This is a genomic window from Pseudomonas donghuensis (genome assembly GCF_000696345.2).
Lineage (GTDB): Bacteria > Pseudomonadota > Gammaproteobacteria > Pseudomonadales > Pseudomonadaceae > Aquipseudomonas > Aquipseudomonas donghuensis.
Genome location: NZ_CP071706.1, coordinates 5,254,939 through 5,275,793, shown reverse-complemented (window position 1 = coordinate 5,275,793; position 20,855 = coordinate 5,254,939). Strand labels below are relative to the sequence as shown.

General features: G+C 61.4%; 20 protein-coding genes. 6 read left to right on the top strand and 14 right to left on the bottom strand.

Features of this window, described 5'->3' with window-relative positions; translation table 11 throughout:
- Positions 1-152 precede the first annotated feature (152 nt).
- Positions 153-368, bottom strand: coding sequence for a 30S ribosomal protein S21 (gene rpsU, locus BV82_RS24570; RefSeq protein ID WP_002551877.1), 216 nt, complete (start codon positions 366-368; stop codon positions 153-155).
- A gap of 201 nt (positions 369-569) precedes the next feature.
- Between rpsU and tsaD the strand changes: the two genes are divergently transcribed.
- Positions 570-1,595, top strand: a complete 1,026-nt coding sequence (gene tsaD / locus BV82_RS24565) for a tRNA (adenosine(37)-N6)-threonylcarbamoyltransferase complex transferase subunit TsaD (protein ID WP_010221434.1) — start codon at positions 570-572, stop codon at positions 1,593-1,595.
- Positions 1,596-1,621: 26 nt separating this feature from the next.
- On the opposite strand, the gene plsY is transcribed toward tsaD, so the two are convergent.
- Positions 1,622-2,191 carry a glycerol-3-phosphate 1-O-acyltransferase PlsY gene (gene plsY / locus BV82_RS24560; RefSeq protein WP_010221435.1) on the bottom strand — a complete coding sequence of 190 codons (570 nt, stop codon included), beginning with the start codon at positions 2,189-2,191 and terminating at the stop codon, positions 1,622-1,624.
- A gap of 74 nt (positions 2,192-2,265) precedes the next feature.
- Here plsY and folB point away from each other — a divergent pair, with 74 nt between their 5' ends.
- Together folB and folK are read left to right on the top strand one after the other, a co-directional pair.
- Positions 2,266-2,619, top strand: a complete 354-nt coding sequence (gene folB / locus BV82_RS24555) for a dihydroneopterin aldolase (protein ID WP_010221436.1) — start codon at positions 2,266-2,268, stop codon at positions 2,617-2,619.
- Entirely contained in the window at positions 2,610-3,119 is a 510-nt protein-coding gene (folK, locus tag BV82_RS24550) for a 2-amino-4-hydroxy-6-hydroxymethyldihydropteridine diphosphokinase (protein WP_036995050.1), read from the top strand. The genes folB and folK overlap by 10 nt, the downstream gene beginning before the upstream one ends.
- A gap of 87 nt (positions 3,120-3,206) precedes the next feature.
- Here the strand turns inward: folK and BV82_RS24545 are convergent, their stop codons facing one another.
- The 11 genes from BV82_RS24545 to BV82_RS24495 all read right to left on the bottom strand — a co-directional run bounded on the left by BV82_RS24545 (position 3,207) and on the right by BV82_RS24495 (position 17,258).
- A complete protein-coding gene (locus tag BV82_RS24545; RefSeq protein WP_036995051.1) occupies positions 3,207-4,436 on the bottom strand; it encodes a multifunctional CCA addition/repair protein in 1,230 nt (409 codons plus the stop codon).
- Positions 4,437-4,491: 55 nt separating this feature from the next.
- Positions 4,492-6,054, bottom strand: a complete 1,563-nt coding sequence (locus tag BV82_RS24540; RefSeq protein WP_010221439.1) for a SpoVR family protein — start codon at positions 6,052-6,054, stop codon at positions 4,492-4,494.
- Positions 6,051-7,322: a YeaH/YhbH family protein gene (locus BV82_RS24535; protein WP_010221440.1), complete on the bottom strand. Its 1,272-nt coding sequence runs from the start codon at positions 7,320-7,322 to the stop codon at positions 6,051-6,053. The genes BV82_RS24540 and BV82_RS24535 overlap by 4 nt, the downstream gene beginning before the upstream one ends.
- A 121-nt stretch (positions 7,323-7,443) precedes the next feature.
- Positions 7,444-9,366, bottom strand: coding sequence for a PrkA family serine protein kinase (locus BV82_RS24530; protein WP_010221441.1), 1,923 nt, complete (start codon positions 9,364-9,366; stop codon positions 7,444-7,446).
- A gap of 281 nt (positions 9,367-9,647) precedes the next feature.
- Complete coding sequence (gene glpE / locus BV82_RS24525; protein ID WP_010221442.1) at positions 9,648-9,977, bottom strand: thiosulfate sulfurtransferase GlpE; 330 nt, start codon at positions 9,975-9,977, stop codon at positions 9,648-9,650.
- A 14-nt stretch (positions 9,978-9,991) separates the two neighbouring features.
- The gene (locus BV82_RS24520) at positions 9,992-10,867 is read right to left on the bottom strand and encodes a symmetrical bis(5'-nucleosyl)-tetraphosphatase (protein WP_036995052.1); all 876 of its coding nucleotides are present in this window, start codon (positions 10,865-10,867) and stop codon (positions 9,992-9,994) included.
- A complete protein-coding gene (gene apaG / locus BV82_RS24515; RefSeq protein WP_010221445.1) occupies positions 10,867-11,247 on the bottom strand; it encodes a Co2+/Mg2+ efflux protein ApaG in 381 nt (126 codons plus the stop codon). The genes BV82_RS24520 and apaG overlap by 1 nt, the downstream gene beginning before the upstream one ends.
- A 105-nt stretch (positions 11,248-11,352) precedes the next feature.
- On the bottom strand, positions 11,353-12,159 hold the full coding sequence (gene rsmA / locus BV82_RS24510) for a 16S rRNA (adenine(1518)-N(6)/adenine(1519)-N(6))-dimethyltransferase RsmA (protein WP_036995053.1): 807 nt from the start codon (positions 12,157-12,159) through the stop codon (positions 11,353-11,355).
- Positions 12,156-13,145, bottom strand: a complete 990-nt coding sequence (gene pdxA / locus BV82_RS24505; protein WP_036995054.1) for a 4-hydroxythreonine-4-phosphate dehydrogenase PdxA — start codon at positions 13,143-13,145, stop codon at positions 12,156-12,158. The genes rsmA and pdxA overlap by 4 nt, the downstream gene beginning before the upstream one ends.
- On the bottom strand, positions 13,142-14,461 hold the full coding sequence (gene surA / locus BV82_RS24500) for a peptidylprolyl isomerase SurA (RefSeq protein ID WP_010221448.1): 1,320 nt from the start codon (positions 14,459-14,461) through the stop codon (positions 13,142-13,144). Before surA ends, pdxA begins: the two co-directional genes overlap by 4 nt.
- Positions 14,442-17,258: an LPS-assembly protein LptD gene (locus BV82_RS24495; protein WP_036995055.1), complete on the bottom strand. Its 2,817-nt coding sequence runs from the start codon at positions 17,256-17,258 to the stop codon at positions 14,442-14,444. The genes surA and BV82_RS24495 overlap by 20 nt, the downstream gene beginning before the upstream one ends.
- Positions 17,259-17,388: 130 nt before the next feature.
- Between BV82_RS24495 and BV82_RS24490 the strand changes: the two genes are divergently transcribed.
- The 3 genes from BV82_RS24490 to BV82_RS24480 are packed head-to-tail and all read left to right on the top strand — an operon-like array spanning position 17,389 to position 19,848.
- Positions 17,389-18,414, top strand: a complete 1,026-nt coding sequence (locus BV82_RS24490) for an aminoglycoside phosphotransferase family protein (RefSeq protein ID WP_036995056.1) — start codon at positions 17,389-17,391, stop codon at positions 18,412-18,414.
- The gene (gene murU / locus BV82_RS24485) at positions 18,411-19,082 is read left to right on the top strand and encodes an N-acetylmuramate alpha-1-phosphate uridylyltransferase MurU (protein WP_036995057.1); all 672 of its coding nucleotides are present in this window, start codon (positions 18,411-18,413) and stop codon (positions 19,080-19,082) included. Before BV82_RS24490 ends, murU begins: the two co-directional genes overlap by 4 nt.
- A 1-nt stretch (position 19,083) precedes the next feature.
- Positions 19,084-19,848 (top strand): DnaJ domain-containing protein, encoded by a 765-nt coding sequence (locus BV82_RS24480; RefSeq protein WP_036995058.1) that lies wholly within the window; start codon positions 19,084-19,086, stop codon positions 19,846-19,848.
- Here BV82_RS24480 and BV82_RS24475 read toward each other — a convergent pair.
- Entirely contained in the window at positions 19,845-20,849 is a 1,005-nt protein-coding gene (locus tag BV82_RS24475; RefSeq protein WP_036995059.1) for an alpha/beta hydrolase family protein, read from the bottom strand. The genes BV82_RS24480 and BV82_RS24475 overlap by 4 nt on opposite strands.
- Positions 20,850-20,855: the final 6 nt, after the last annotated feature.

The window sequence follows — 20,855 nt, the reverse complement described above, 5'->3', positions numbered from 1 at the left end:
TGGCGTTGCGGCCAGTTCTGACGATTCAGGCAGGTTGTCCATGTTGCATGGCAACAGGACGCCTTGGGCCCGAAGGCCAAAGGATCAAGCAACAACTGCCGGCAGCCCGGCTTTGGGCCGGGCGAGGCAGAAGCTTGCGACGGACGTCTGTATTAGTACAGACGAACGGCGCGGCGCTGTTCGCGCTGAACTTTCTTGGCGTGACGTTTAACAGCGGCTGCTGCTTTGCGCTTACGCTCAGAAGTCGGCTTCTCGTAAAATTCGCGGCTACGAACTTCAGCCAGAACACCGGCTTTTTCGCAGGAGCGCTTGAAACGACGCAGAGCTACGTCGAAGGGTTCATTCTCTTTAACTTTGACGGCTGGCATCCAGAGCTACCTTCATTCATTACCGGGGTCAACGAACTCGTGGCAAAAATGTGCGCTGGAGAACGTCGGTTTTTAAGGGTTGCGGATGTTAACCCTTAGCCGACCGGAATGCAAAGCCTCTGATCGAAAACCGCTGGTCGGCGTCGGGAGCGGGGACTATCATGCGCGCCTTCGAATTCAGCCTCAACAAGGCACGGACCCATGCTAGTACTGGGATTGGAAACATCCTGCGACGAAACCGGCGTCGCATTATACGACAGTGAACGCGGCCTTTTGGCCGATGCATTGTTCAGTCAGATCGACCTGCACCGCGTGTATGGCGGCGTTGTGCCGGAGCTGGCCTCACGTGATCACGTCAAGCGTATGCTGCCGTTGATCCGCCAGGTGCTGGCCGAAGCCGACTGCGTCGCCACCGAGATCGACGCCATCGCCTATACCGCAGGCCCCGGCCTGGTCGGTGCTCTGCTGGTGGGCGCCTCCTGTGCCCAGGCCCTGGCGTTTGCCTGGGGTATTCCAGCGCTGGGCGTGCACCACATGGAAGGCCACCTGCTGGCGCCGATGCTCGAAGAGCAGCCGCCGGAATTCCCGTTCGTCGCTTTGCTGGTATCGGGCGGGCATACCCAGTTGGTACGGGTCGATGGTATCGGGCGCTACGAGCTGCTCGGCGAGACCCTCGATGACGCCGCTGGCGAAGCCTTCGACAAGACCGCCAAGCTGATCGGCCTGCCTTACCCGGGTGGCCCGGAGATCGCCCGGCTGGCGACCCAGGGCGTGCCCGGGCGCTTTGTCTTCCCGCGGCCGATGACCGATCGTCCGGGGCTGGACTTCAGCTTCAGCGGTTTGAAAACCTTCGCCCTCAACACCTGGCAGCAGTGCCAGAGTGCTGGAGACGACGGTGAACAAACTCGATGCGACGTATCGCTGGCCTTCCAGCAGGCGGTGGTGGAGACTTTGACCATCAAGTGCAAGCGTGCCCTCAAGCAGACCGGCCTCAAGCGCCTGGTGATCGCTGGCGGCGTCAGCGCCAACAAGGCCTTGCGCGCCTCGCTGGAGGACATGCTGGCCGGTCTCAAGGGCAATGTGTACTACGCCCGTCCGCAATTTTGCACCGACAACGGCGCCATGATTGCCTACGCCGGCTGTCAGCGTCTGGCTGCCGGCCAGCAGGAAAGCCTGGCAATCAGCGTGCAGGCGCGTTGGCCGATGGAGCAACTGGCGCCGCTGTGAAACTGAGCGTTGCTCATGCAGTGGATTCAGAAATGCCGTTCGCGTCCGGCGAAAAGGTCGCGTAGATTGCCGCGGTGACGCCAGACGATCAGCACCGTCAGCACGCTGATCGGCAGCAGCGCTTCCGGCTCGCGCCAGGCCAACAGCGGCAGGGTCAGAGGCGTTGCGACCAGTGCCGCGAGCGAGCTGGTGCGGGTCAGGTAGAAGGTCAGCAGCCAGGCGCTGATGGCCAGCAAGGCGGCTGGCGGGTAGAGCCCCAGCAGCATGCCGGCGGCGGTGGCGACACCTTTGCCGCCGCGAAAGCGAAAGTACACCGGGAACAGATGGCCAATCACCGCGCACACGCCGATCCAGGCCTGTTGCTGCAGGTCGAGGCCAGCAAGATTGGCGATCAGCACCGGCAGCAAGCCCTTGCACAGGTCGCCAAGCAGGGTCAGGACCGCCAGTTTGCGGCCGGCCAGGCGCAGCATGTTGGTTGCACCGGCATTGCCTGAACCGCTCATGCGCGGGTCCGGGCTGCCATTGAGGCGGCTGAGGACAATGGCAAAGGACAGAGAGCCGAGCAGGTAGGCGCACAGCGCCAGTAACCAAAACATGCTAACCATTCCGGGCGAGGACGCCCTGATTCTAACGGCGCAACGCGCCCTTGTCGTGCTGTGGAGAGAAGTGCTTGGACAGAGTGTTCATCGAAGGGCTGGAAGTCGATACCGTGATCGGTGCCTACGACTGGGAGCGCGGAATCCGCCAGTGCCTGCGCCTGGACCTGAGTTTTGCCTGGGACAATCGCCCGGCTGCGGCCGGTGACGACCTGACCCTGGCCCTGGACTACGCCAGTGTCTCGGCGCGCATCCAGGCGTTTGCCGAACAGTCCGAATTCCAGTTGGTGGAAACCTTCGCCGAGCGTCTGGCGGCGGTGTTGATGAGCGAATTCCAGATTCCCTGGTTGCACCTGAAGCTGACCAAGCCGGGTGCAGTACCTGCTGCCAGTGGGGTGGGTGTGGAGATCGAGCGCGGATGTCTCTGAACAGGGTTTACCTCGGGCTGGGCAGCAATATCGAGCGTGAGCGGCATTTGACCGCCGGGCTCGATGCCCTGGCCGACGTGCTGAGCGACATGCACTGTTCGGCGGTGTTCGAGAGCCAGGCCGTGGGCATCAAGAGCGGGCCGTTCTTCAACCTGGTGGTCACCGGTCTGACCACGCTGCCGCTGATGGAACTGGACCGCCGGCTCAAGTTCATCGAGGCCGACAATGGCCGCTATGCCCCTGAGCGCAAGGGCTTGCCGCTGGATATCGATGTGCTGATGTACAACGATCTGCATGGCAGTTTTGATGGCCTGGTATTGCCGCGGGCGGAGATTCTCAAGAACGCATTTGTGCTGTGGCCGCTGGCGTTGATCGCGCCTGAGCTGATGCACCCGGGCGCCGGTAAAACCATGGGGCAGCTGTGGTCCGAGGCGCAGATCAAGCAAGTGCTGGCGCCGGTGCCGTTCGACTGGCGTGGGCAACAACTAACCAGGATTTGACCCCATCGCTGGCAAGCCAGCTCCCACAAGGTCCGGTGTAGGCAGGCCCTGTGGGAGCTGGCTTGCCAGCGATGAAGGCGACACGCATTACCGCTTGGTGTCGTCCTTGTAGGCCTTCAACGCCTTCAGCCGCTCACCCTTGAGCGCTTCACCCAGTGCCTGCCCGGTCAACCCTTTCTGCACCAGCGGCTGCACCTGCACCGCCCGCGCTGCCGCTGCCGCACCGCGCAAATAGTCCGCCTGTGGGTAATCGCGCTGCTCCAGCCCTTTGCGGCCCCGGGCGTCCATCTCGCACGCGGCGATAAACTCCTCGAAGCGCTGTGGCCGTCGATACACGTCGAAGCTCTGCAGCAATTCCAGCAAGGTCGAGGCGCGTAACTCCAGTGCCCGGTGGCAGTGGGTGTGGTACTCGCCTACCAGCAACGCCAGCTCCTGGCATTCACGGGGCGCCTTGAAGCGCTGGTTCACCGCCGTGATCAACTTCAGGCCGCGCTGCTCGTGAGCGATGTGCCGTGGCCATTGCGCTTGCGGGGTAAGGCCCTTGCCCAGGTCGTGCAGCAAACAGGCCCAGCGCACGCTCAGGGGTTGTTGGTGCAGGGCGGCTTGTTCGAGTACCGAGAGAGTGTGGATGCCACTGTCGATCTCCGGATGATGGGCCTCGGGCTGCGGCACGCCGAACAGGGCATCGAGCTCCGGCATCAACTGCTTGAGGGCGCCGCAATCACGCAGAACCTGGATGAATACCTGTGGTTGATCTTCCATCAGCGCGCGGGCAATTTCCTTCCAGCTGCGTTCGGCGGTCAGCGCCTGCAGCTCGCCGGACTCGCTGAGTTCGCGCATCAGTTCGATGGTTTCCGCGGCTACGCTGAACCCCAGGCTGGCATAGCGCGCAGCAAAGCGGGCGACGCGCAGTACTCGCAGGGGATCTTCGGCGAACGCCGGTGATACGTGGCGTAAAATACGCGCTTCAAGATCTTTTTGACCATTGTACGGATCGCAGACATTGCCCTGGTCGTCTTCGGCCATGGCATTGATGGTCAGGTCGCGGCGGATCAGGTCTTCCTCAAGGGTGACCTCGGGGCTGGCATGAAAAGTGAAACCGCCGTAGCCACGCCCGCTCTTGCGCTCGGTGCGTGCCAGGGCATATTCCTCGCCACTCTTCGGGTGCAGGAACACCGGGAAATCGGCACCGACTGGCCGATAACCCAGGGCTTGCATCTGTTGCGCAGTGGCGCCAACCACCACCCAGTCGATATCACTGACCGGCCTGCCGAGCAGGCGGTCGCGTACGGCGCCGCCGACTTTGTAGATCTGCATGTAAAACCTCCGTTGATGCCACAGGATAACCTGTCTGGCAGCAACGGAGGGCGCGCTAGAGGTGTACTACAGCCAGGTCCAGGCGACCGTAGTCCGCTTCGCCGTGTTCGCCTCTGGGCGGCACGTGGTGGGTTTTCATCACCTGGTCGCCCTGCAGGGTCTCCAGGTGAATATCGAAGCCCCAGAGGCGGTGCAGGTGCTTTAAAACCTCTTCTGTGGAGTCACCCAGGGGTTTGCGGTCGTGTTGCTGGTGGCGCAGGGTCAGCGAGCGGTCGCCACGACGGTCGATGCTCCAGATCTGCACGTTGGGTTCACGGTTGCCGAGGTTGTACTGGGCGGCCAGGGTTTCGCGGATGATCCGGTAGCCACTTTCGTCGTGGATGGCCGGCACCAGCAGGTCCTCGCGCTGGTCGTCATCGAGAATGCTGAACAGTTTGAGGTCGCGGATTACCGTGGGCGACAGGTACTGGAGGATGAAGCTTTCGTCCTTGAAGCTGCTCATGGCGAACTTGATCGTCGACAGCCAGTCGCTGCCGGCGATCTCGGGGAACCAGCGGCGGTCCTCTTCAGTGGGGTGCTCGCACATGCGGCGGATGTCGCGGTACATGGCAAAGCCCAGGGTATAGGGATTGATACCGCTGTAGTAAGGGCTGTCGAAGCCGGGCTGGAACACCACGCTGGTGTGCGACTGCAGGAACTCCATCATGAAGCCTTCGGTCACCAGGCCTTCGTCGTACAGGTCGTTCATCAGGGTGTAGTGCCAGAAGGTCGCCCAGCCTTCGTTCATCACCTGGGTCTGGCGCTGCGGGTAGAAGTACTGGGCGATCTTGCGCACGATGCGCACGACTTCGCGCTGCCAGGGCTCGAGCAATGGCGCATGTTTTTCGATGAAGTAGAGGATGTTTTCCTGGGGTTCGGCTGGGAAGCGCGCGTTGTCGCGTTCACTGTTCTTGTCGGTACCCTTGGGAATCGTGCGCCACAGGTCGTTGATTTGTTTCTGCAGGTGTTCTTCGCGTTCTTTCTGCCGGCGCCGCTCCTCTTCGGCAGAAATCGGGTAGGGCCGTTTATAGCGGTCGACGCCATAGTTCATCAGGGCGTGGCAGGAGTCGAGCAGGTCTTCCACAGCATCGATGCCGTGACGCTCTTCGCACTGGGTGATGTACTGCTTGGCGAAGACCAGGTAGTCGATGATCGAACTGGCGTCGGTCCAGGTGCGGAACAGGTAGTTGCCCTTGAAGAAGCTGTTGTGCCCGTAGCAGGCGTGGGCGACCACCAGCGCCTGCATGCAGATGGTATTTTCTTCCATCAGGTAGGCGATGCAGGGGTCGGAGTTGATCACGATCTCATAGGCCAGGCCCATCTGACCGCGGCTATAGGACTTTTCAGTGCTGAGGAAGTGTTTACCGTAGGACCAGTGGTGATACCCCAGCGGCATGCCGACAGAGGCATAGGCATCCATCATCTGCTCGGCGGTGATCACCTCGATCTGGTTGGGGTAGGTATCCAGGGCATAGCGCTCGGCCAGGCGGCTGATTTCCCGGTCATAGGCCTGGATCAGTTCGAACGTCCATTCGGACCCGGTAGAAATGGGGTGGCGCTTCTGCTCTCTAGCGGTCATGTCACTAACCTGCGCTGGAAGAGTTCACGGAAGACCGGATAGATATCGCCGGCCGACACCAGCTGCTGCTGGGCGAATGTATCGACAAAGGCTTCGCCGATACGCTCATACTCGTACCACAATGCCTGATGTTCGCGAGGGGTGATTTCAACGTAAGTGTAGTACTGGACGAACGGCATGATCTGATTGGAGAGGATCTCGCGGCAAATCGGCGAGTCGTCATTCCAGTTGTCGCCGTCCGAGGCCTGGGCGGCGTAGATGTTCCATTCATTGGCCGGGTAGCGTTCGGCCATGATCTCCTGCATCAGTTTCAAGGCGCTGGATACAATGGTGCCGCCGGTTTCCCGGGAATAGAAGAACTCCTCTTCGTCCACTTCGCGGGCGCTGGTGTGGTGGCGAATGAACACCACCTCGATCTTGTCGTAATTACGCTTGAGGAACAGGTACAGGAGGATGAAGAAGCGCTTGGCGATGTCCTTGGTAGCCTGGGTCATGGAGCCGGAAACGTCCATCAGGCAGAACATCACCGCCTTGGAGCTGGGGTTGGGTTGCTTGACCAGCAGGTTGTACTTGAGGTCGAAGGTATCGAGAAACGGCACGCGGTGAATACGGGCGCTCAGACGCTCGATTTCTGCTTCTATTTCCTGAATATCGCCGAAGTTATCCGGTTCTTCTCGCTTGAGTCTCGCCAGTTCCTCTTGGGCTACGCGCAATTTCGCTCGGCTGCTGCCGGACAAGGCGATGCGCCGGGCATGGGCCGAACGCAGGGTGCGGATGATGTTGATGCGTGACGGGTTGCCTTCGTTGCTGATACCGGCGCGCACGGTCTTGAAGGTGTCGGTGCCGGTCAGGTGGCGTTTGACCAGGTTGGGCAGTTCGAGGTCCTCGAACATGAACTCGAGAAATTCTTCCTGGGTGATCTGGAAGACGAACTCGTCCATGCCTTCGCCGGAGTTACCGGCCTTGCCACGGCCGCCGCCCCCGCCGCCCCCTTGCGGACGGGCGATATGCTCGCCGGCAGTGAATTCCTTGTTACCCGGGTGCACCACCGTTTGCTTGCCGCCACGGCCATGGTGCAACACCGGCTCGTCGATGTCGCGACCGGGAATGCTGATCTGTTCGCCATGTTCCATGTCGGTAATGGAGCGGCGGCTTACGGCCTCCTCGACGGCTTTCTTGATGTGTTCACGGTACCGCCGCAAAAAGCGCTGGCGGTTGACCGTGCTCTTGTTCTTGCCGTTCAGGCGTCGGTCGATCACATAGCTCATAGGCCCCTCCGGGAGTAGGCGGTAGCTGCAAGCTTCAAGTTGGATCACCGCTGCACCTGCAAGCGCGACACGCATTTGACAGCCGTGCGCGGCTTGCAGCTGACAGCTTGCAGCTTGCCGCTTATTGCGATTTTCTGACCCGCAGGTACCATTCCGAGAGCAGCCGAACTTGCTTGTCTGTGTAGCCGCGTTCCACCATTCGGGTGACGAAGTCGTTGTGTTTTTGTTGATCCTCTTTGCTGGCCTTGGCGTTGAAGCTGATGACCGGCAGCAGGTCTTCGGTGTTGGAGAACATTTTCTTCTCGATCACCACCCGCAGCTTTTCGTAGCTTAGCCAGGTCGGGTTCTTGCCGTTGTTGTTGGCCCGGGCGCGCAGCACGAAGTTGACGATCTCGTTGCGGAAGTCCTTCGGATTGCTGATACCGGCCGGTTTCTCGATCTTCTCCAGCTCTTCGTTGAGGGCGATGCGGTTGAGGATCTCGCCGGTTTCCGGGTCGCGGTACTCCTGGTCCTGGATCCAGAAGTCGGCGTACAGCACGTAGCGGTCGAAGATGTTCTGCCCGTATTCGCTGTAGGACTCCAGGTAAGCGGTCTGGATTTCCTTGCCGATGAACTCGATGTAGCGCGGTGCCAGGTACTCCTTCAGGTAGCGCAGGTAGCGTTCGCGCACTTCGGCCGGGAATTGTTCCTGTTCGATCTGCTGTTCCAGCACATACAGCAGGTGCACCGGGTTGGCGGCGATCTCATGAGGGTCGAAGTTGAACACCTTGGAGAGGATCTTGAAGGCGAAACGGGTCGACAGGCCGTTCATGCCTTCGTCCACCCCGGCCGCGTCGCGGTACTCCTGGATCGACTTGGCCTTGGGATCGGTATCCTTGAGGTTCTCGCCGTCATACACGCGCATTTTCGAGTAGATGTTCGAGTTTTCCGGCTCTTTGAGCCGCGACAGCACGGTGAACTGGGCGAGCATCTTCAGGGTGTCAGGCGCGCAATGGGCCTTGGCCAGCGAACTGTTGAACAGCAGCTTGTCGTAGATCTTGATCTCGTCGCTGACCCGCAGGCAGTACGGCACCTTGACGATGTAGATCCGGTCGATGAAGGCCTCGTTGTTCTTGTTGTTGCGGAAGCTGTGCCATTCCGATTCGTTGGAGTGGGCCAGCAGGATCCCGGAGTAGGGGATCGCACCGAGGCCTTCGGTACTGTTGTAGTTACCTTCCTGGGTGGCCGTCAGCAATGGGTGCAGGACTTTGATCGGTGCCTTGAACATCTCGACGAATTCCATCAGGCCCTGGTTGGCCCGGCACAGCGCGCCCGAGTAGCTGTAGGCGTCGGCGTCGTTCTGTGGGTATTCCTCGAGTTTGCGGATATCGACCTTGCCCACCAGGGCGGAAATATCCTGGTTGTTCTCGTCACCCGGTTCGGTCTTGGCCACGGCGATCTGGTTGAGGATCGACGGGTAGAGTTTGACCACTTTGAACTGGCTGATGTCGCCCCCGAACTCGGCCAGTCGCTTGGTCGCCCAGGGCGACATGATGGTGTTCAGGTAGCGCCGCGGGATGCCGAAGTCTTCTTCGAGGATGGCGCCGTCTTCCGCGGCGTTGAACAGCCCCAGGGGCGACTCGAATACCGGCGAGCCCTTGATCGCATAGAAGGGCACCTTCTCCATCAGTTGTTTGAGCTTTTCGGCCAGGGACGATTTACCGCCGCCCACCGGGCCCAGCAGGTACAGGATCTGTTTCTTCTCTTCCAGGCCCTGAGCGGCGTGGCGGAAATAGGACACGATCTGGTCGATGCATTCTTCCATGCCATGGAAGTCTTCAAAGGCCGGATAGCGGCGGATCACCTTGTTGGAGAAGATGCGCGACAGCCTTGAGTTGTTCGAGGTGTCGACCAGTTCCGGTTCGCCGATAGCCATCAACAGGCGTTCGGCCGCCGAGGCATAAGCGCTGCGATCGCTTTTGCAGAGCTCAAGGTACTCTTGCAGCGAAAGTTCTTCCTGACGGGTAGACTCGAAACGTTGTTGGAAGTGGCTAAAAATACTCATGACGTCACCTCGCTCGATACGTGGAGCCGACGCCGGATCAGTCAGCTGATGCTGGCATGCAATCGGCGCTACCGATTGCTGTATACCCCCCAGAACACCTAGAACTCGCTACCGATGACCCGCACGCCGGTGTACCGGCTCTCCCCTTTTTGGATGGCCTGCGCTTAAGGATAGTTCGTAATCGGGGAGGTCAAGGGTGGTTGTACATGAAGTTCGCCATGACCGTTCGTCTGGTCAGGCGCGAGCCCGCGCAGGACGCGGGCTGCGGGAGATGAAAAAAATTATTCGGTGCTGCCCTGGGCGGTTTCTGCCGGGTAGGTGCCACGCCACAGCTCGAAGCCGCCGTCGAGGCTGTAGACGTCGGAAAAGCCCTGGCTGATCAGATACGCGGCAGCACTCTGGCTGGAGTTGCCGTGATAGCAGACCACGACGGTGGGGGCGTCGAGGTCGGCAGCGCGGATGAAATCCGCCACCGAATGGTTGTCCAGATGCCGGGCGCCAGTGATGTGGCCAGCGGCATAGGCTTGGGGGTCGCGAATATCGACCACGACCGCACCTTGCTCGCGCAGCGCCTGGGCCTGCTCGGGAGGGATGCGTTTGAATTCGCTCATGGGTACGGTTTCCTTCAGGACTGGTCGTTCATTCTAGCCGGTTGTGCAGGCGCAGGCTGCGCTCTGGGGGTACCTTCGTCGGTGCAGTCGCAACGATGCATGGCGCCGGTGTCGACATTGTACAGGGTCATGGCGCCACCCCAGACGCAGCCGGTGTCCAGGGCGACTACCCCGGGTTCCTTGCAGCGGCCTTCAAGGGCGGCCCAGTGGCCGAAAATGATCTTCACATGCCGTGAGCGACGGCCTTTGTGGGCGAACCAGGGCTTGTACCCGGGCGGGGCAGTATCGGCGCCTTCCTTGCCTTTGAGGTCGAGCTTGCCTTCGCTGGTGCAAAAGCGCATGCGGGTGAAATAGTTGGTGATCACCCGCAGGCGGGTGACGCCGCTCAGGTCCTTGCTCCACTTGTTCGGCTCGTTGCCGTACATGCCATCAAGGTAGAGCTTGAAGCGGTTGTCGTCGCGCAGCGCTTCCTCCACTTCGCCCGCCAGCTCCAGGGCTTTGCCCAGGGTCCACTGCGGGGGGATGCCCGCGTGCACCAGTACTACGCCGCGTTGCTCGTCGTAGTGCAGCAGCTTTTGCCGGCGCAGCCAGTCGAGCAGTTCAGCGGCATCCGGGGCACCGAGGATCTCGCGCAGGGTGTCGCTCTTTTTCAGGCGCTCGATGTTATGCCAGGCGGCCAGCAGGTGCAGGTCATGGTTGCCCAGCACGCACACCAGTGATTGGCGGATCGAATAAAGGAAGCGCAGGGTCTCCAGCGACTCCGGGCCGCGATTGACCAGGTCGCCGACCAGCCACAGGCGATCGACTGTCGGGTTGAAGGCGACCCGTTCGAGCAGGCATTTGAGTGGCTGCAGGCAGCCTTGCAAGTCTCCGACTGCGTACACCGCCATCAGTGCAGGGCCCCGGGAACCGCCAGACGAAAGGGGGCGATGACGGCGTCGAAGCGCTTACCGTCTTCAGCGAACATCTGGTAGCTGCCCTGCATGGTGCCGACCTTGGTGCTGATCACTGCGCCGCTGCTGTAGGTATGGCTTTGCCCGGGCTCGATCAGCGGCTGCTGGCCGATGACGCCAGCGCCCTTGACCTCCTCGACGCGGCCATCACCGTTGGTGATCAGCCAGTGGCGTGACATCAACTTGGCCGGCACGGTGCCGTTGTTCTTCACCGTGATGGTATAGGCGAAGGCGAAACGGTCGTTTTCGGGGTCGGATTGTTCTTTGAGAAAGCGGGTCACGACGCTGACGTCGATCTGGTAACGGGGATCAGACATGCAAGGGGCCTTGGCAACAGACGCGGATACGGCGATGGCGTCAGTCTAGGCTATCGGCGGGGTAGCCGGCCAGTCATGTGGGCATGACTGGCCATTGCGGCAGGATTACGCGGCGCTTTGTTGCTCGGCCAGCTTGTCGGCCAGGCGCACGAAGGCGGCCAGGTCGAGTTGCTCCGGACGCAGGCTGCCATCGACGCCGGCAGCCTCGATGGCGTCGCTGCTGAGCAGGGCCTTGAGGGTGTTGCGCAGGGTCTTGCGGCGCTGGTTGAAGGCTTCGCGCACGATGCGCTCGAGCAGGCGGTGGTCCTTGGCCGGGAACGGCAGGGTTTCGTGCGGTACCAGGCGTACGATCGCCGAGTCGACCTTGGGTGGCGGGTTGAACGCGCCCGGGCCGACATTGAACAGGTGCTCGACCCGGCAGTGGTACTGCACCATGATCGACAGGCGGCCCCAGTCACCACCGCCTGGGCCCGCGGCCAGGCGCTCGACCACTTCTTTCTGCAGCATGAAGTGCATGTCGCGGATCAGCTCGGCGTTGGCCAGCAGGTGGAAGATCAGCGGTGTCGAGATGTTGTACGGCAGGTTGCCGACCACGCGCAGGCTGTTGGGCGTCGCACCGAGGCTGGTGAAGTCGAACTTCAGCGCATCGCCCTGGTGCAGGCGGAAGTTGTCGCGGCCAGCGAACTGCTGGTTGAGAATCGGCACCAGGTCTTTGTCCAGCTCGACCACGTCCAGTTGCGCGCCGCTGGCCAGCAGGCCGGAGGTCAAGGCGCCCTGGCCCGGGCCGATTTCCAGCATGCGCTCGCCCGCCTTGGCGTGGATCGAGCGCAGGATGCGGTCGATGACGCCGGCGTCGTGCAGGAAGTTCTGGCCAAAGCGCTTACGCGCCTTGTGTTGGTATTGCTCGGTCATTTTCGGGTCTCGGCCATCTGGTAGGCGGTTTCCAGGGCGACCTGCAGGCTGCCGGTGTCGACTTTGCCGCTGCCGGCCAGGTCCAGGGCAGTGCCGTGGTCGACCGAGGTGCGGATGATCGGCAGGCCCAGGGTCACGTTGACCGCAGCGCCGAAGCCTTTGTACTTGAGTACGGGCAGGCCCTGGTCGTGGTACATCGCCAGCACTGCGTCGCAGTGCTCCAGATATTTGGGGGTAAACAGGGTGTCGGCGGGCAACGGGCCGCGAAGGTCCATGCCTTCGCTGCGCAGGCGCGCCAATGTCGGTTCGATGGTGTCTATTTCTTCGTGGCCCAGGTGGCCACCTTCGCCGGCGTGCGGGTTGAGGCCGCAGACCAGGATGCGCGGGTTGGCAATACCGAACTTGTGCTGCAGGTCGGCATGCAGGATCCGCGTGACACGCTCCAGGCGCTCGCTGGTGATGGCATCGGCAACATCGCGCAGGGGCAGGTGAGTGGTCACCAGGGCTACGCGCAGGCCGCGGGTGGCCAGCATCATCACCACTTGCGCGGTACCGGTCAGGTCGGCGAGGAATTCGGTATGGCCAGAGAAGGCGATACCGCTTTCGTTGATTACACCTTTATGCACCGGCGCGGTGATCATCCCGGCGAAATGCCCGTCCAGGCAGCCTTGCCCGGCGCGGGTCAGGGTTTGCAGCACGAACGCGGCGTTGGCCTTGTCCAGCTGGCCGGCCACCACCGGGCTCTGCAGCGGCGTATCCCAGACATACAGGCTGCCCGCCGGCGCGGGCTGGTCGGGGAGGGCCGCGAGGCTGACTGGCAGCAGGGTGACGGCCACGCCCAGCAGCGCGGCCCGCTCGGCGAGCAGGTCACGGCTGGTAATGGCAATCAGGGGGTGCGGCTGGGCTTGCGTGGCAAGCAGCAGGCACAGGTCAGGACCTATGCCGGCCGGCTCGCCGGGTGTGAGGGCGAAGCGCTGAGGTTTCACTGCGCGGCCTGATCGGCGCCAGGAAGCTTGATTTCGACGTAGGCTTCGTCACGGATCTGACGCAGCCAGGTCTGCAGCTCTTCATCGTACTTGCGGTTACGCAGTACGTTCATCGCTTGTTGCTCGCGAGCCTGTTCGGTGCTGTCGGTGGCGCGGCGGCCCAGCACTTCGAGCACGTGCCAGCCGTACTGGGTCTTGAACGGCTTGCTCACTTCGCCTTGCGGGGCGCTGGCCATGACTTCGCGGAACTCCGGCACCAGGGCGCTCGGGTCGATCCAGTTGAGGTCGCCGCCATTGAGGGCCGAGCCCGGGTCTTCGGAGAAGCTCTTCGCAAGTTCAGCGAAATCTTCGCCGTCCTTGATGCGTTCGTAGAGTTTCTCGGCCAGTTGCTGAGTGGCTGCTTCGCTACGGATTTCGCTTGGCTTGATCAGGATGTGACGGACATGCACTTCGTCGCGCATGGTGGCTCCGCCGCCGCCACGTTTCTCCTGCATCTTGATGATGATGAAGCCGGTAGGAATACGAAGCGGCTGAGTAATGTCGCCGACGTTCAGACTGCTGAGCAACTTGGCGAAGTCAGGCGGTAGCTGACCGGCTTTACGCCAGCCCATTTCGCCGCCTTCCAGGGCGTTTTCGCTGGCAGAGTTGGCAATTGCCATCTGGCCGAAGTCGGCGCCGCTCTTCAGGCGCGTGTACAGCTCGCCGGCCTTCTGGGCCGCCGCCTGGATCTGCGCCGAGTTGGCGCTTTCCGGCGTCGGGATCAGGATGTTGGCCAGTCGCCATTCTTCCGACAGTTGCATCTGGCCCTGCTCCGAGGCGAGGAAGTTCTTCACTTCCTGCTCCGAGACCTGGATGCGTTCGGCAACCCGGCGCTGCCGCACACGGCTGATGATCATCTCGCGACGAACCTGCTCGCGGGCATCTTCATACGACAGGCCGTCACGGGCCAGGGCCGCGCGAAACTGCTCCAGGTTCATGCCATTGCGCTGGGCAATGGTGCCGATGGCCTGGTTCAGCTCTTCGTCAGTGATGCGGATACCCGAGCGATCGCCGATCTGCAATTGCAGGTTTTCGACGATCAGGCGCTCGAGCACCTGCTGGTCCAGCACCCCGGCGGGCGGCACGGAGCCACCACGCTTGGCGATGGTCTGCTGGACTTCACGCACGCGGCTGTCCAGCTGGCTTTTCATCACCACGTCGTTGTCGACGATGGCCACAACGCTGTCCAGGGGTTGCACGGCGGCGTGCGCCGTGCCGGTCAGCAATACCGCGCCCAGCAACAGCGGGCGCAGACAATCAGTAAGCTTGGTCTTCACGAGTACGATAACCTTGAATGCCCTGGTCGAGGAAAGACTCGACCTTGTTGCCCACTACGCCGCCGAGGCCTTTCAGCACAATCTGCAGGAAGACGCCGTGGTCGCCTTTTTCGTTTTGCGGTGCATCCTGGCTGAACTCGTCGTAATCAACCCAGTAACGGTTGATCAGGCGCAGCTTCCAGCAGCAGTTGTCGTATTCGAAACCACCGAAGGCTTCCAGGGTGCGGTTGCGGTTGTAGTCGTGCTGCCAGCGGGCGATCGCCGTCCACTGCGGCACGATTGGCCACATGACCGAGAAGTCATGTTGCTGGATCTTGTAGTAGTCCTTGACGTAGTTCGGATCGCCTGGAGATCCATAGTCGCCGCCGCCCACGGACCATTTGCCGGTAGCGTTGTCATAGCGGACCATGTCATTGCGATAGCGATAACCAAGGTTCACAACCTTGTTCACATTATCTTCAGGCTGGTAGTGGAACATCGCACTGCCCGAACGGGTACTGCGGCTGTCCGGATCCCAGTTAAAGTCGGAGTTGAAGCGCCAATCGCGGTTGAAGCGATACTCATATTCCAGTGCATAAGGTGAGACATTTGCCTGGGCGTCGTCGCGAGTTCTCCAGTCGATACCTGGTAGTTGTACCTTGCGATCCTTAAAGTACAACGCTTGGCCGATGCTGAAGCGCTGGCGTTGGAAGCCGTTGTCTTCGATCCAACGGTTGGTTACACCCAGCGATAGTTTGTTTTCGTCGCCGATGCGGTCCGAGCCAAAAAAGCGATTGTCGCGGAAAAGCGAGGCGTAGTTGAATGTGCTCTCACTAGTATCAAAGACTGGAATATCCTTCTGGTCTTCGTAGGGCACATACAAGTAATACAGCCGTGGCTCTAATGTCTGACGGTAATTTTTACCGAACCATTGAGTTTTTCGGTCAAAATACAAGCCGCTATCGACACTGAAGGTAGGTACGTTGCGAGTGCGGGTGCCCTTGAACTCACCATCGATATACTCAGTACCGTTGCGGTTGGCATTGTCCAATCCGAAAGCAATGTCCTGCTTCCCTTTATTGTCTAGGTCCAAGTCGTAACGAGTGTAGGTGTTTTTTATGGAAGGCTTCAAGAAGCCGTAGGTCCATTCAAGCGGCAGGCTGACTTCGGGTGCTATGTTTATACGGTCGCCAGTGGAGCGTGCTAAGCCCCTAACATTATTGTCTAGCCAAGGGGATATTGCACCATTCTTGTCTACGAAGTTGCCATTGCGTAGATCTCTATCGAACCTTACAAATTCAGTATTGTAAGCGAAATCTAACCCGCCCGGATGGTATGGTAATTTCCCGTTGAAAGTAATCTGCGGCAACCGATCATAGGGAGTGATCTCAGTAATTGTTGCTAGCTTGTAGCCTTGAACATTAAGCCGAGCAGTGTAGGTATCGCCGCGATAAGTCAAGGCACCTTGCTGATTGAGAAAGTCCCTGCTTTCGACGCCAATCTGGTCCGACTCCAGATCCTGGAAGTAATACGGGTCGCTGATGTCGGTGTAATCGACTTCAGTCATCAGGCGCTCGTCGAGGCCACCCTTGTGCTGCCAGTTGACCATCCAGCGCTGATCCTTGTAGTCGGACTGCAGCTTGCGCTCATCTTCCTTGTCATTCAGGTAAGCACCACCAAACTGCCCTTCGCTGGACTTGGTCAGGTAGCGGAACTCGCCTTCCATCAACAGGCCGCGCTTGGCCATGTAGCGTGGATACAAGGTGGCGTCGTAGTTTGGCGCGAGGTTGAAGTAGTACGGCGTGACCAGCATGAAGCCGGTGTCGCTGCTGGTGCTGAACGACGGCGGCAGGAAGCCGGACTGGCGACGGTCATCGATCGGGAAGTAGATGTACGGTGTGTAGAACACCGGGACATCCTTGACCCGCAGGGTGACGTTGGTCGCAGTACCGAAACCGGTGGCCGGGTTCAGGGTGATGTTGTTGCCCTTGAGCTGCCAGGCGTTGCTGTTCGGCTCACAGGTGGTGTAGGTACCATCCTTGAGGCGAATGATGGCGTTCTCAGCACGCTTGGCGTACAGCGCGCTGCCGCGGATGCGCGATTTGTGCATCACGTATTCGGCGTTGTCGACCTTGGCTTCACCGGTGTCGAGCTGGATGTCGGCGTGATCGCCCACCACCAGCGAGCCGTTGTCGCGAATCTTCACGTTGCCGCTCAGCTCACCACGGTTCTCGGCCTGGTACAGGTTGGCCTCGTCGGCTTCGACCTGCATGCTGCCCTGGCGCATGACCACGTCACCGGCGAGGGTGGCGATCTGCTGCTCCTGCTGGTAGCGCGAGACCTTGGCTCCGATGAAGGTCGGCGACTCATCTTTTGGCGTGGTGTCGTTCATGCCCGGACGCGTCGGCTCGATGTAGGCGCCGGCGCAGTAAGGCCCGGTTTCGGCGAGCTGGGCCGGGGTGAGCTGGTCACGTGGCACCCAATCCAGGTGGCTGGCGTCGGGGCTGCGGGATTTCAGCACACGACCCTTGGCCTCGGTGACCAGAGCAGGACCTTGAGCCTGTTCCTGGGCGACCTCGCCGGAGCCGGCTGGCGTTTCACCGGACGAGCTGGCAGCGGCACCGACATGCACCGGGCGCGGCGGCAGTGCGGCGGCAGGGGTTTTGGGCTTGCAGTCCCAGCCTCCGGCAGCAGACACTTGGCAGTCGAACTGCTCTGCGGCGACCACGTATGGGGTTGCCAGAGGTTGCATCGCCAGCAAACCGCCGGTGACCAGCAACGGGAATTTTTTACGAAACGCGGGGGATTTCAATGCCATCTTATTAGTCCGGGCTTCCTGCGTGCCATCTGCCCGCGTGTGGGGCCGCACGCCTCTCGATGGTCTGAAAAAGATGCTGGATAATAAAGCATGACCCGCTTGACGGCTAGGGCCGTCGGAGACCCTTGTAATGCCCGATCACGATGTACGCTTGCAACACCTGAATGTCTGGCTCGCCGAGCAGCTGGCAAACCTGTTCCACAAACAGGGCTGGGGCACGGTTCCCGCGGGTAGCCTGACCGCTGCCAGCAGCGACGCGAGCTTTCGTCGCTACTTCCGCTGGCAAGCCGCAGGCCACAGCTTTATCGTCATGGACGCGCCACCGCCGCAGGAAAACTGCCGGCCATTCGTTGATATCGCCCACTTGCTGGCCACTGCCAGCATCAATGTTCCGGTTATTCATGCCCAGGACCTTGAGCGCGGCTTCCTGCTGCTCAGCGACCTGGGCACCCAGACCTACCTCGATGTGATCAACGCCGAGAATGCCGATGGCCTGTTCAACGGCGCCATCGACGCGCTGCTGGCCTTCCAGCAATTGCCGATGGACGCGCCGCTGCCAAGCTACGACGTGGCACTGCTGCGCCGCGAGCTTGAGCTGTTCCCCGAGTGGTACGTGGGCCGCGAACTGGGCCTGGGCTTCACCGACGCACAACTGGCGGCCTGGCAGCGCATCAGCAGCCTGCTGATCGACAGCGCGCTGGCCCAGCCAAAGGTGCTGGTGCACCGCGACTATATGCCACGCAACCTGATGAACAGCGAGCCGAACCCCGGCGTGCTGGACTTCCAGGATGCGGTGTACGGGCCGGTGACCTATGACGTTACCTGCCTGTTCAAGGACGCCTTCCTGAGCTGGCCACAAGCGCGGGTGCAGGGCTGGTTGAAGGATTACTGGCAACGTGCCCAGGCCAAGGGCATCCCGGTGCAGGCGGATTTCGAGGACTTCCACCGCGCCAGCGACCTGATGGGGGTTCAGCGTCACCTCAAGGTCATCGGTATTTTCGCCCGCATCTGCCACCGTGACGGCAAACCGCGTTACCTGACCGATGTGCCGCGTTTCTTTGCTTATATAGATGAAGTGATCGCCCGTCGTCCGGAGCTGGCCGAGCTCGATGAATTGATCGAGAGCCTGCAGGCCGCTGCCGGAGTGCGTCCATGAAGGCGATGATTCTCGCTGCGGGCAAGGGCGAGCGGATGCGCCCGCTGACCCTGCACACGCCAAAGCCGCTGGTACCGGTGGCCGGCATGCCGCTGATCGAATACCACCTGCGTGCGCTGGCGGCTGCCGGTTTCAAGGACGTGGTGATCAACCACGCCTGGCTGGGACAGCAGATCGAAGATCACCTGGGCGATGGTTCGCGCTGGGGCCTGAGCATCCGTTACTCGCCGGAAGGCGAACCGCTGGAGACCGGCGGCGGCATTTTCAAGGCCCTGCCATTGCTGGGTGATGAACCCTTTGTACTGGTCAACGGTGATATCTGGACCGACTACGACTTCAAGCTCCTGCCACAAGCGCCGAGCGGGCTGGCCCACCTGGTGCTGGTGGACAACCCCGGCCACCACGGCAAGGGCGATTTTCGTCTGCAGCATGGTCAGGTCAGTGACGGCAATGCCGATGCCGACACCCTGACCTACAGCGGTATCGCCGTGCTGGCCCCGCAACTGTTCGCCGACTGCCAGGGGGGCGGCTTCAAACTGGCGCCATTGCTGCGTCAGGCAATGGCGGTCGGGCAGGTCAGTGGTGAGCATTACAGCGGGCACTGGGTGGATGTCGGCACCCTTGAACGTCTGGCCGAAGTCGAGCGACTGCTCGCCGAGCGCCGCTGACATGTTGTGGCCGAGCACAGTGATAGGTGCCGGAGCAGGCTTTGCCATCGCCAGTATTCCCGGGGCGTTGCTGGGGGCGTTGCTGGGCCAGGCGATGGACCGCCGTTTGCAGTTACACAGTTGGGCGCATGTGCGTGAACGCCTGGGCGGGCGACCGGTGCTACGCGACGATGAAGTGCTGTTCGTCCTGCTCGGGCGCCTGGCCAAGAGTGATGGGCGGGTGGTCGACGGGCATATCCAGCAGGCGCGGGTGGAAATGCAACGCCTGGAGATGAGCGAGCCGGCCAGGCGCCGCGCCATTGCTGCGTTCAATCGCGGCAAAAGCGGCAAGGAACGCCTGGGCGTTCATCTGCGGCGCCTGAAGCAACAGCCGCATGCCGCCGAAGGCATGTTGCGCGCTTGCTGGCGCATGGTCTGGGCCGATGGCCAGGCCGGTCGGCATGAGCGTGAGTTGCTGCTGGAGTGGGGCCAGGCCCTCGGCTGGTCGTCAGCCAAGGTCAAGGCCCTGGCGCTGGAGTATGAACCGCAGAAGGCGGCAGTGGCCGATGGCACCCTGGGGTATCCGCAGGCCTTGCGTGTGCTCGGGGTCAGCGCAGACACCGAAGCCGGGCAGATCAAGCAGGCCTATCGGCGACTGCTCAGTCGCCATCACCCGGACAAACTGGTGGGCAATGGCGCCAGCCCTTCGCAGGTCCGCGAGGCCACCGAACGTACCCGCGAACTGCATCAGGCCTACGCCGTCATTCGCAAACGCCGCGGCTTTTAGTCGAGCTTTTCCGGGCTCAGCCAGCCACGGATGCGGCGGAACAGCTGTTCCTGTTCCGCCGCGCTGTTACCTGGCATGGCGGTCAGGCTGACCTGGCGGTAGTTGGCATCCTTCAAGCGTTTACTGGCTTGCAGGCGTTGCTCGGCTGCGCGCTTGGCCTGGGGCTGGGTGGCGTAGAAAAAGTCCGCGGTGGGCACTTTCAGGGTCGGCGCCAGGCTGTCCAGGCCTTGTTCGGCCTGGGTCGGCGTCTGGGCAGCGACCATCACCAGCTTTTGTACCTGCGCCGGTTGCCGCTCGCTCAGGTAGCGGGCGGCCCAGTAGGCGCCGCTGCCGTTGCCGAGCAGGACAATGCTGCGGGCATTCTGTTGTTGGGCATAGGCGACGGCAGCGTCGAGGCGGGCGAAGATACGTTCGGCATCGGCCTTGTCATCCTCAACCGGGGCTTTTGCCTGCTCGACGCTTTCGTTGTTGTCGCTTTCCGCTGCCGTGGCCTGTTCGATACTGGCGTTGGCGTTGGCTGGAGTGTCCTTGACTGGTGCGCTTTCGCCTTGCTCGGCCTTTTTGGCTGGCGCCGGTGCGACTTCGATGCGTGCTTGCGGGCTGTTGGCCAGCAGGTCCGGCTGGGCCAGGCTCAGGCTGTGCCAACCGGCATAGGGAAACTTGCGCCGCAATGGGCCGACGGTTTTCGGCCAGTCGGCATTTTCGCCGGCACCGGCAAGAATGATCAGGGCGCCTTCAGGCTCGGCGGTGTTGGCCGGTTTCCACAGGGCCAGGAAGTTGTCGCCGCCGGCCTGCAGGGTTTGCTGTTCAGCCTGAGGCACCTGGCGCTCCAGGGCCTGGGCATCTTCCAGGCTGCGTTCGGCCAGCGGTTGGCGTTCGACAGCGGCAGGTTTGCTGTCGGCAGCAGCTTCTGGCGTTTCGCCAGCTGCCGCTTGTGCGGTACAAGGTAGTATCAGTGACAGGCATAACGCCGGCAGCGTCGTGCGATAAAGTGCGAACATGGATCG

What these genes read in the sequence shown, in the direction of transcription:
- rpsU (WP_002551877.1), bottom strand. Translation starts at nt 368, where the DNA reads ATGCCAGCCGTCAAAGTTAAAGAGAATGAACCCTTCGACGTAGCTCTG.
- tsaD (WP_010221434.1), top strand. Translation starts at nt 570, where the DNA reads ATGCTAGTACTGGGATTGGAAACATCCTGCGACGAAACCGGCGTCGCA.
- plsY (WP_010221435.1), bottom strand. Translation starts at nt 2,191, where the DNA reads ATGTTTTGGTTACTGGCGCTGTGCGCCTACCTGCTCGGCTCTCTGTCC.
- folK (WP_036995050.1), top strand. Translation starts at nt 2,610, where the DNA reads ATGTCTCTGAACAGGGTTTACCTCGGGCTGGGCAGCAATATCGAGCGT.
- BV82_RS24545 (WP_036995051.1), bottom strand. Translation starts at nt 4,436, where the DNA reads ATGCAGATCTACAAAGTCGGCGGCGCCGTACGCGACCGCCTGCTCGGC.
- BV82_RS24540 (WP_010221439.1), bottom strand. Translation starts at nt 6,054, where the DNA reads ATGACCGCTAGAGAGCAGAAGCGCCACCCCATTTCTACCGGGTCCGAA.
- BV82_RS24535 (WP_010221440.1), bottom strand. Translation starts at nt 7,322, where the DNA reads ATGAGCTATGTGATCGACCGACGCCTGAACGGCAAGAACAAGAGCACG.
- BV82_RS24530 (WP_010221441.1), bottom strand. Translation starts at nt 9,366, where the DNA reads ATGAGTATTTTTAGCCACTTCCAACAACGTTTCGAGTCTACCCGTCAG.
- glpE (WP_010221442.1), bottom strand. Translation starts at nt 9,977, where the DNA reads ATGAGCGAATTCAAACGCATCCCTCCCGAGCAGGCCCAGGCGCTGCGC.
- BV82_RS24520 (WP_036995052.1), bottom strand. Translation starts at nt 10,867, where the DNA reads ATGGCGGTGTACGCAGTCGGAGACTTGCAAGGCTGCCTGCAGCCACTC.
- apaG (WP_010221445.1), bottom strand. Translation starts at nt 11,247, where the DNA reads ATGTCTGATCCCCGTTACCAGATCGACGTCAGCGTCGTGACCCGCTTT.
- rsmA (WP_036995053.1), bottom strand. Translation starts at nt 12,159, where the DNA reads ATGACCGAGCAATACCAACACAAGGCGCGTAAGCGCTTTGGCCAGAAC.
- BV82_RS24495 (WP_036995055.1), bottom strand. Translation starts at nt 17,258, where the DNA reads ATGGCATTGAAATCCCCCGCGTTTCGTAAAAAATTCCCGTTGCTGGTC.
- BV82_RS24490 (WP_036995056.1), top strand. Translation starts at nt 17,389, where the DNA reads ATGCCCGATCACGATGTACGCTTGCAACACCTGAATGTCTGGCTCGCC.
- murU (WP_036995057.1), top strand. Translation starts at nt 18,411, where the DNA reads ATGAAGGCGATGATTCTCGCTGCGGGCAAGGGCGAGCGGATGCGCCCG.
- BV82_RS24480 (WP_036995058.1), top strand. Translation starts at nt 19,084, where the DNA reads ATGTTGTGGCCGAGCACAGTGATAGGTGCCGGAGCAGGCTTTGCCATC.
- BV82_RS24475 (WP_036995059.1), bottom strand. Translation starts at nt 20,849, where the DNA reads ATGTTCGCACTTTATCGCACGACGCTGCCGGCGTTATGCCTGTCACTG.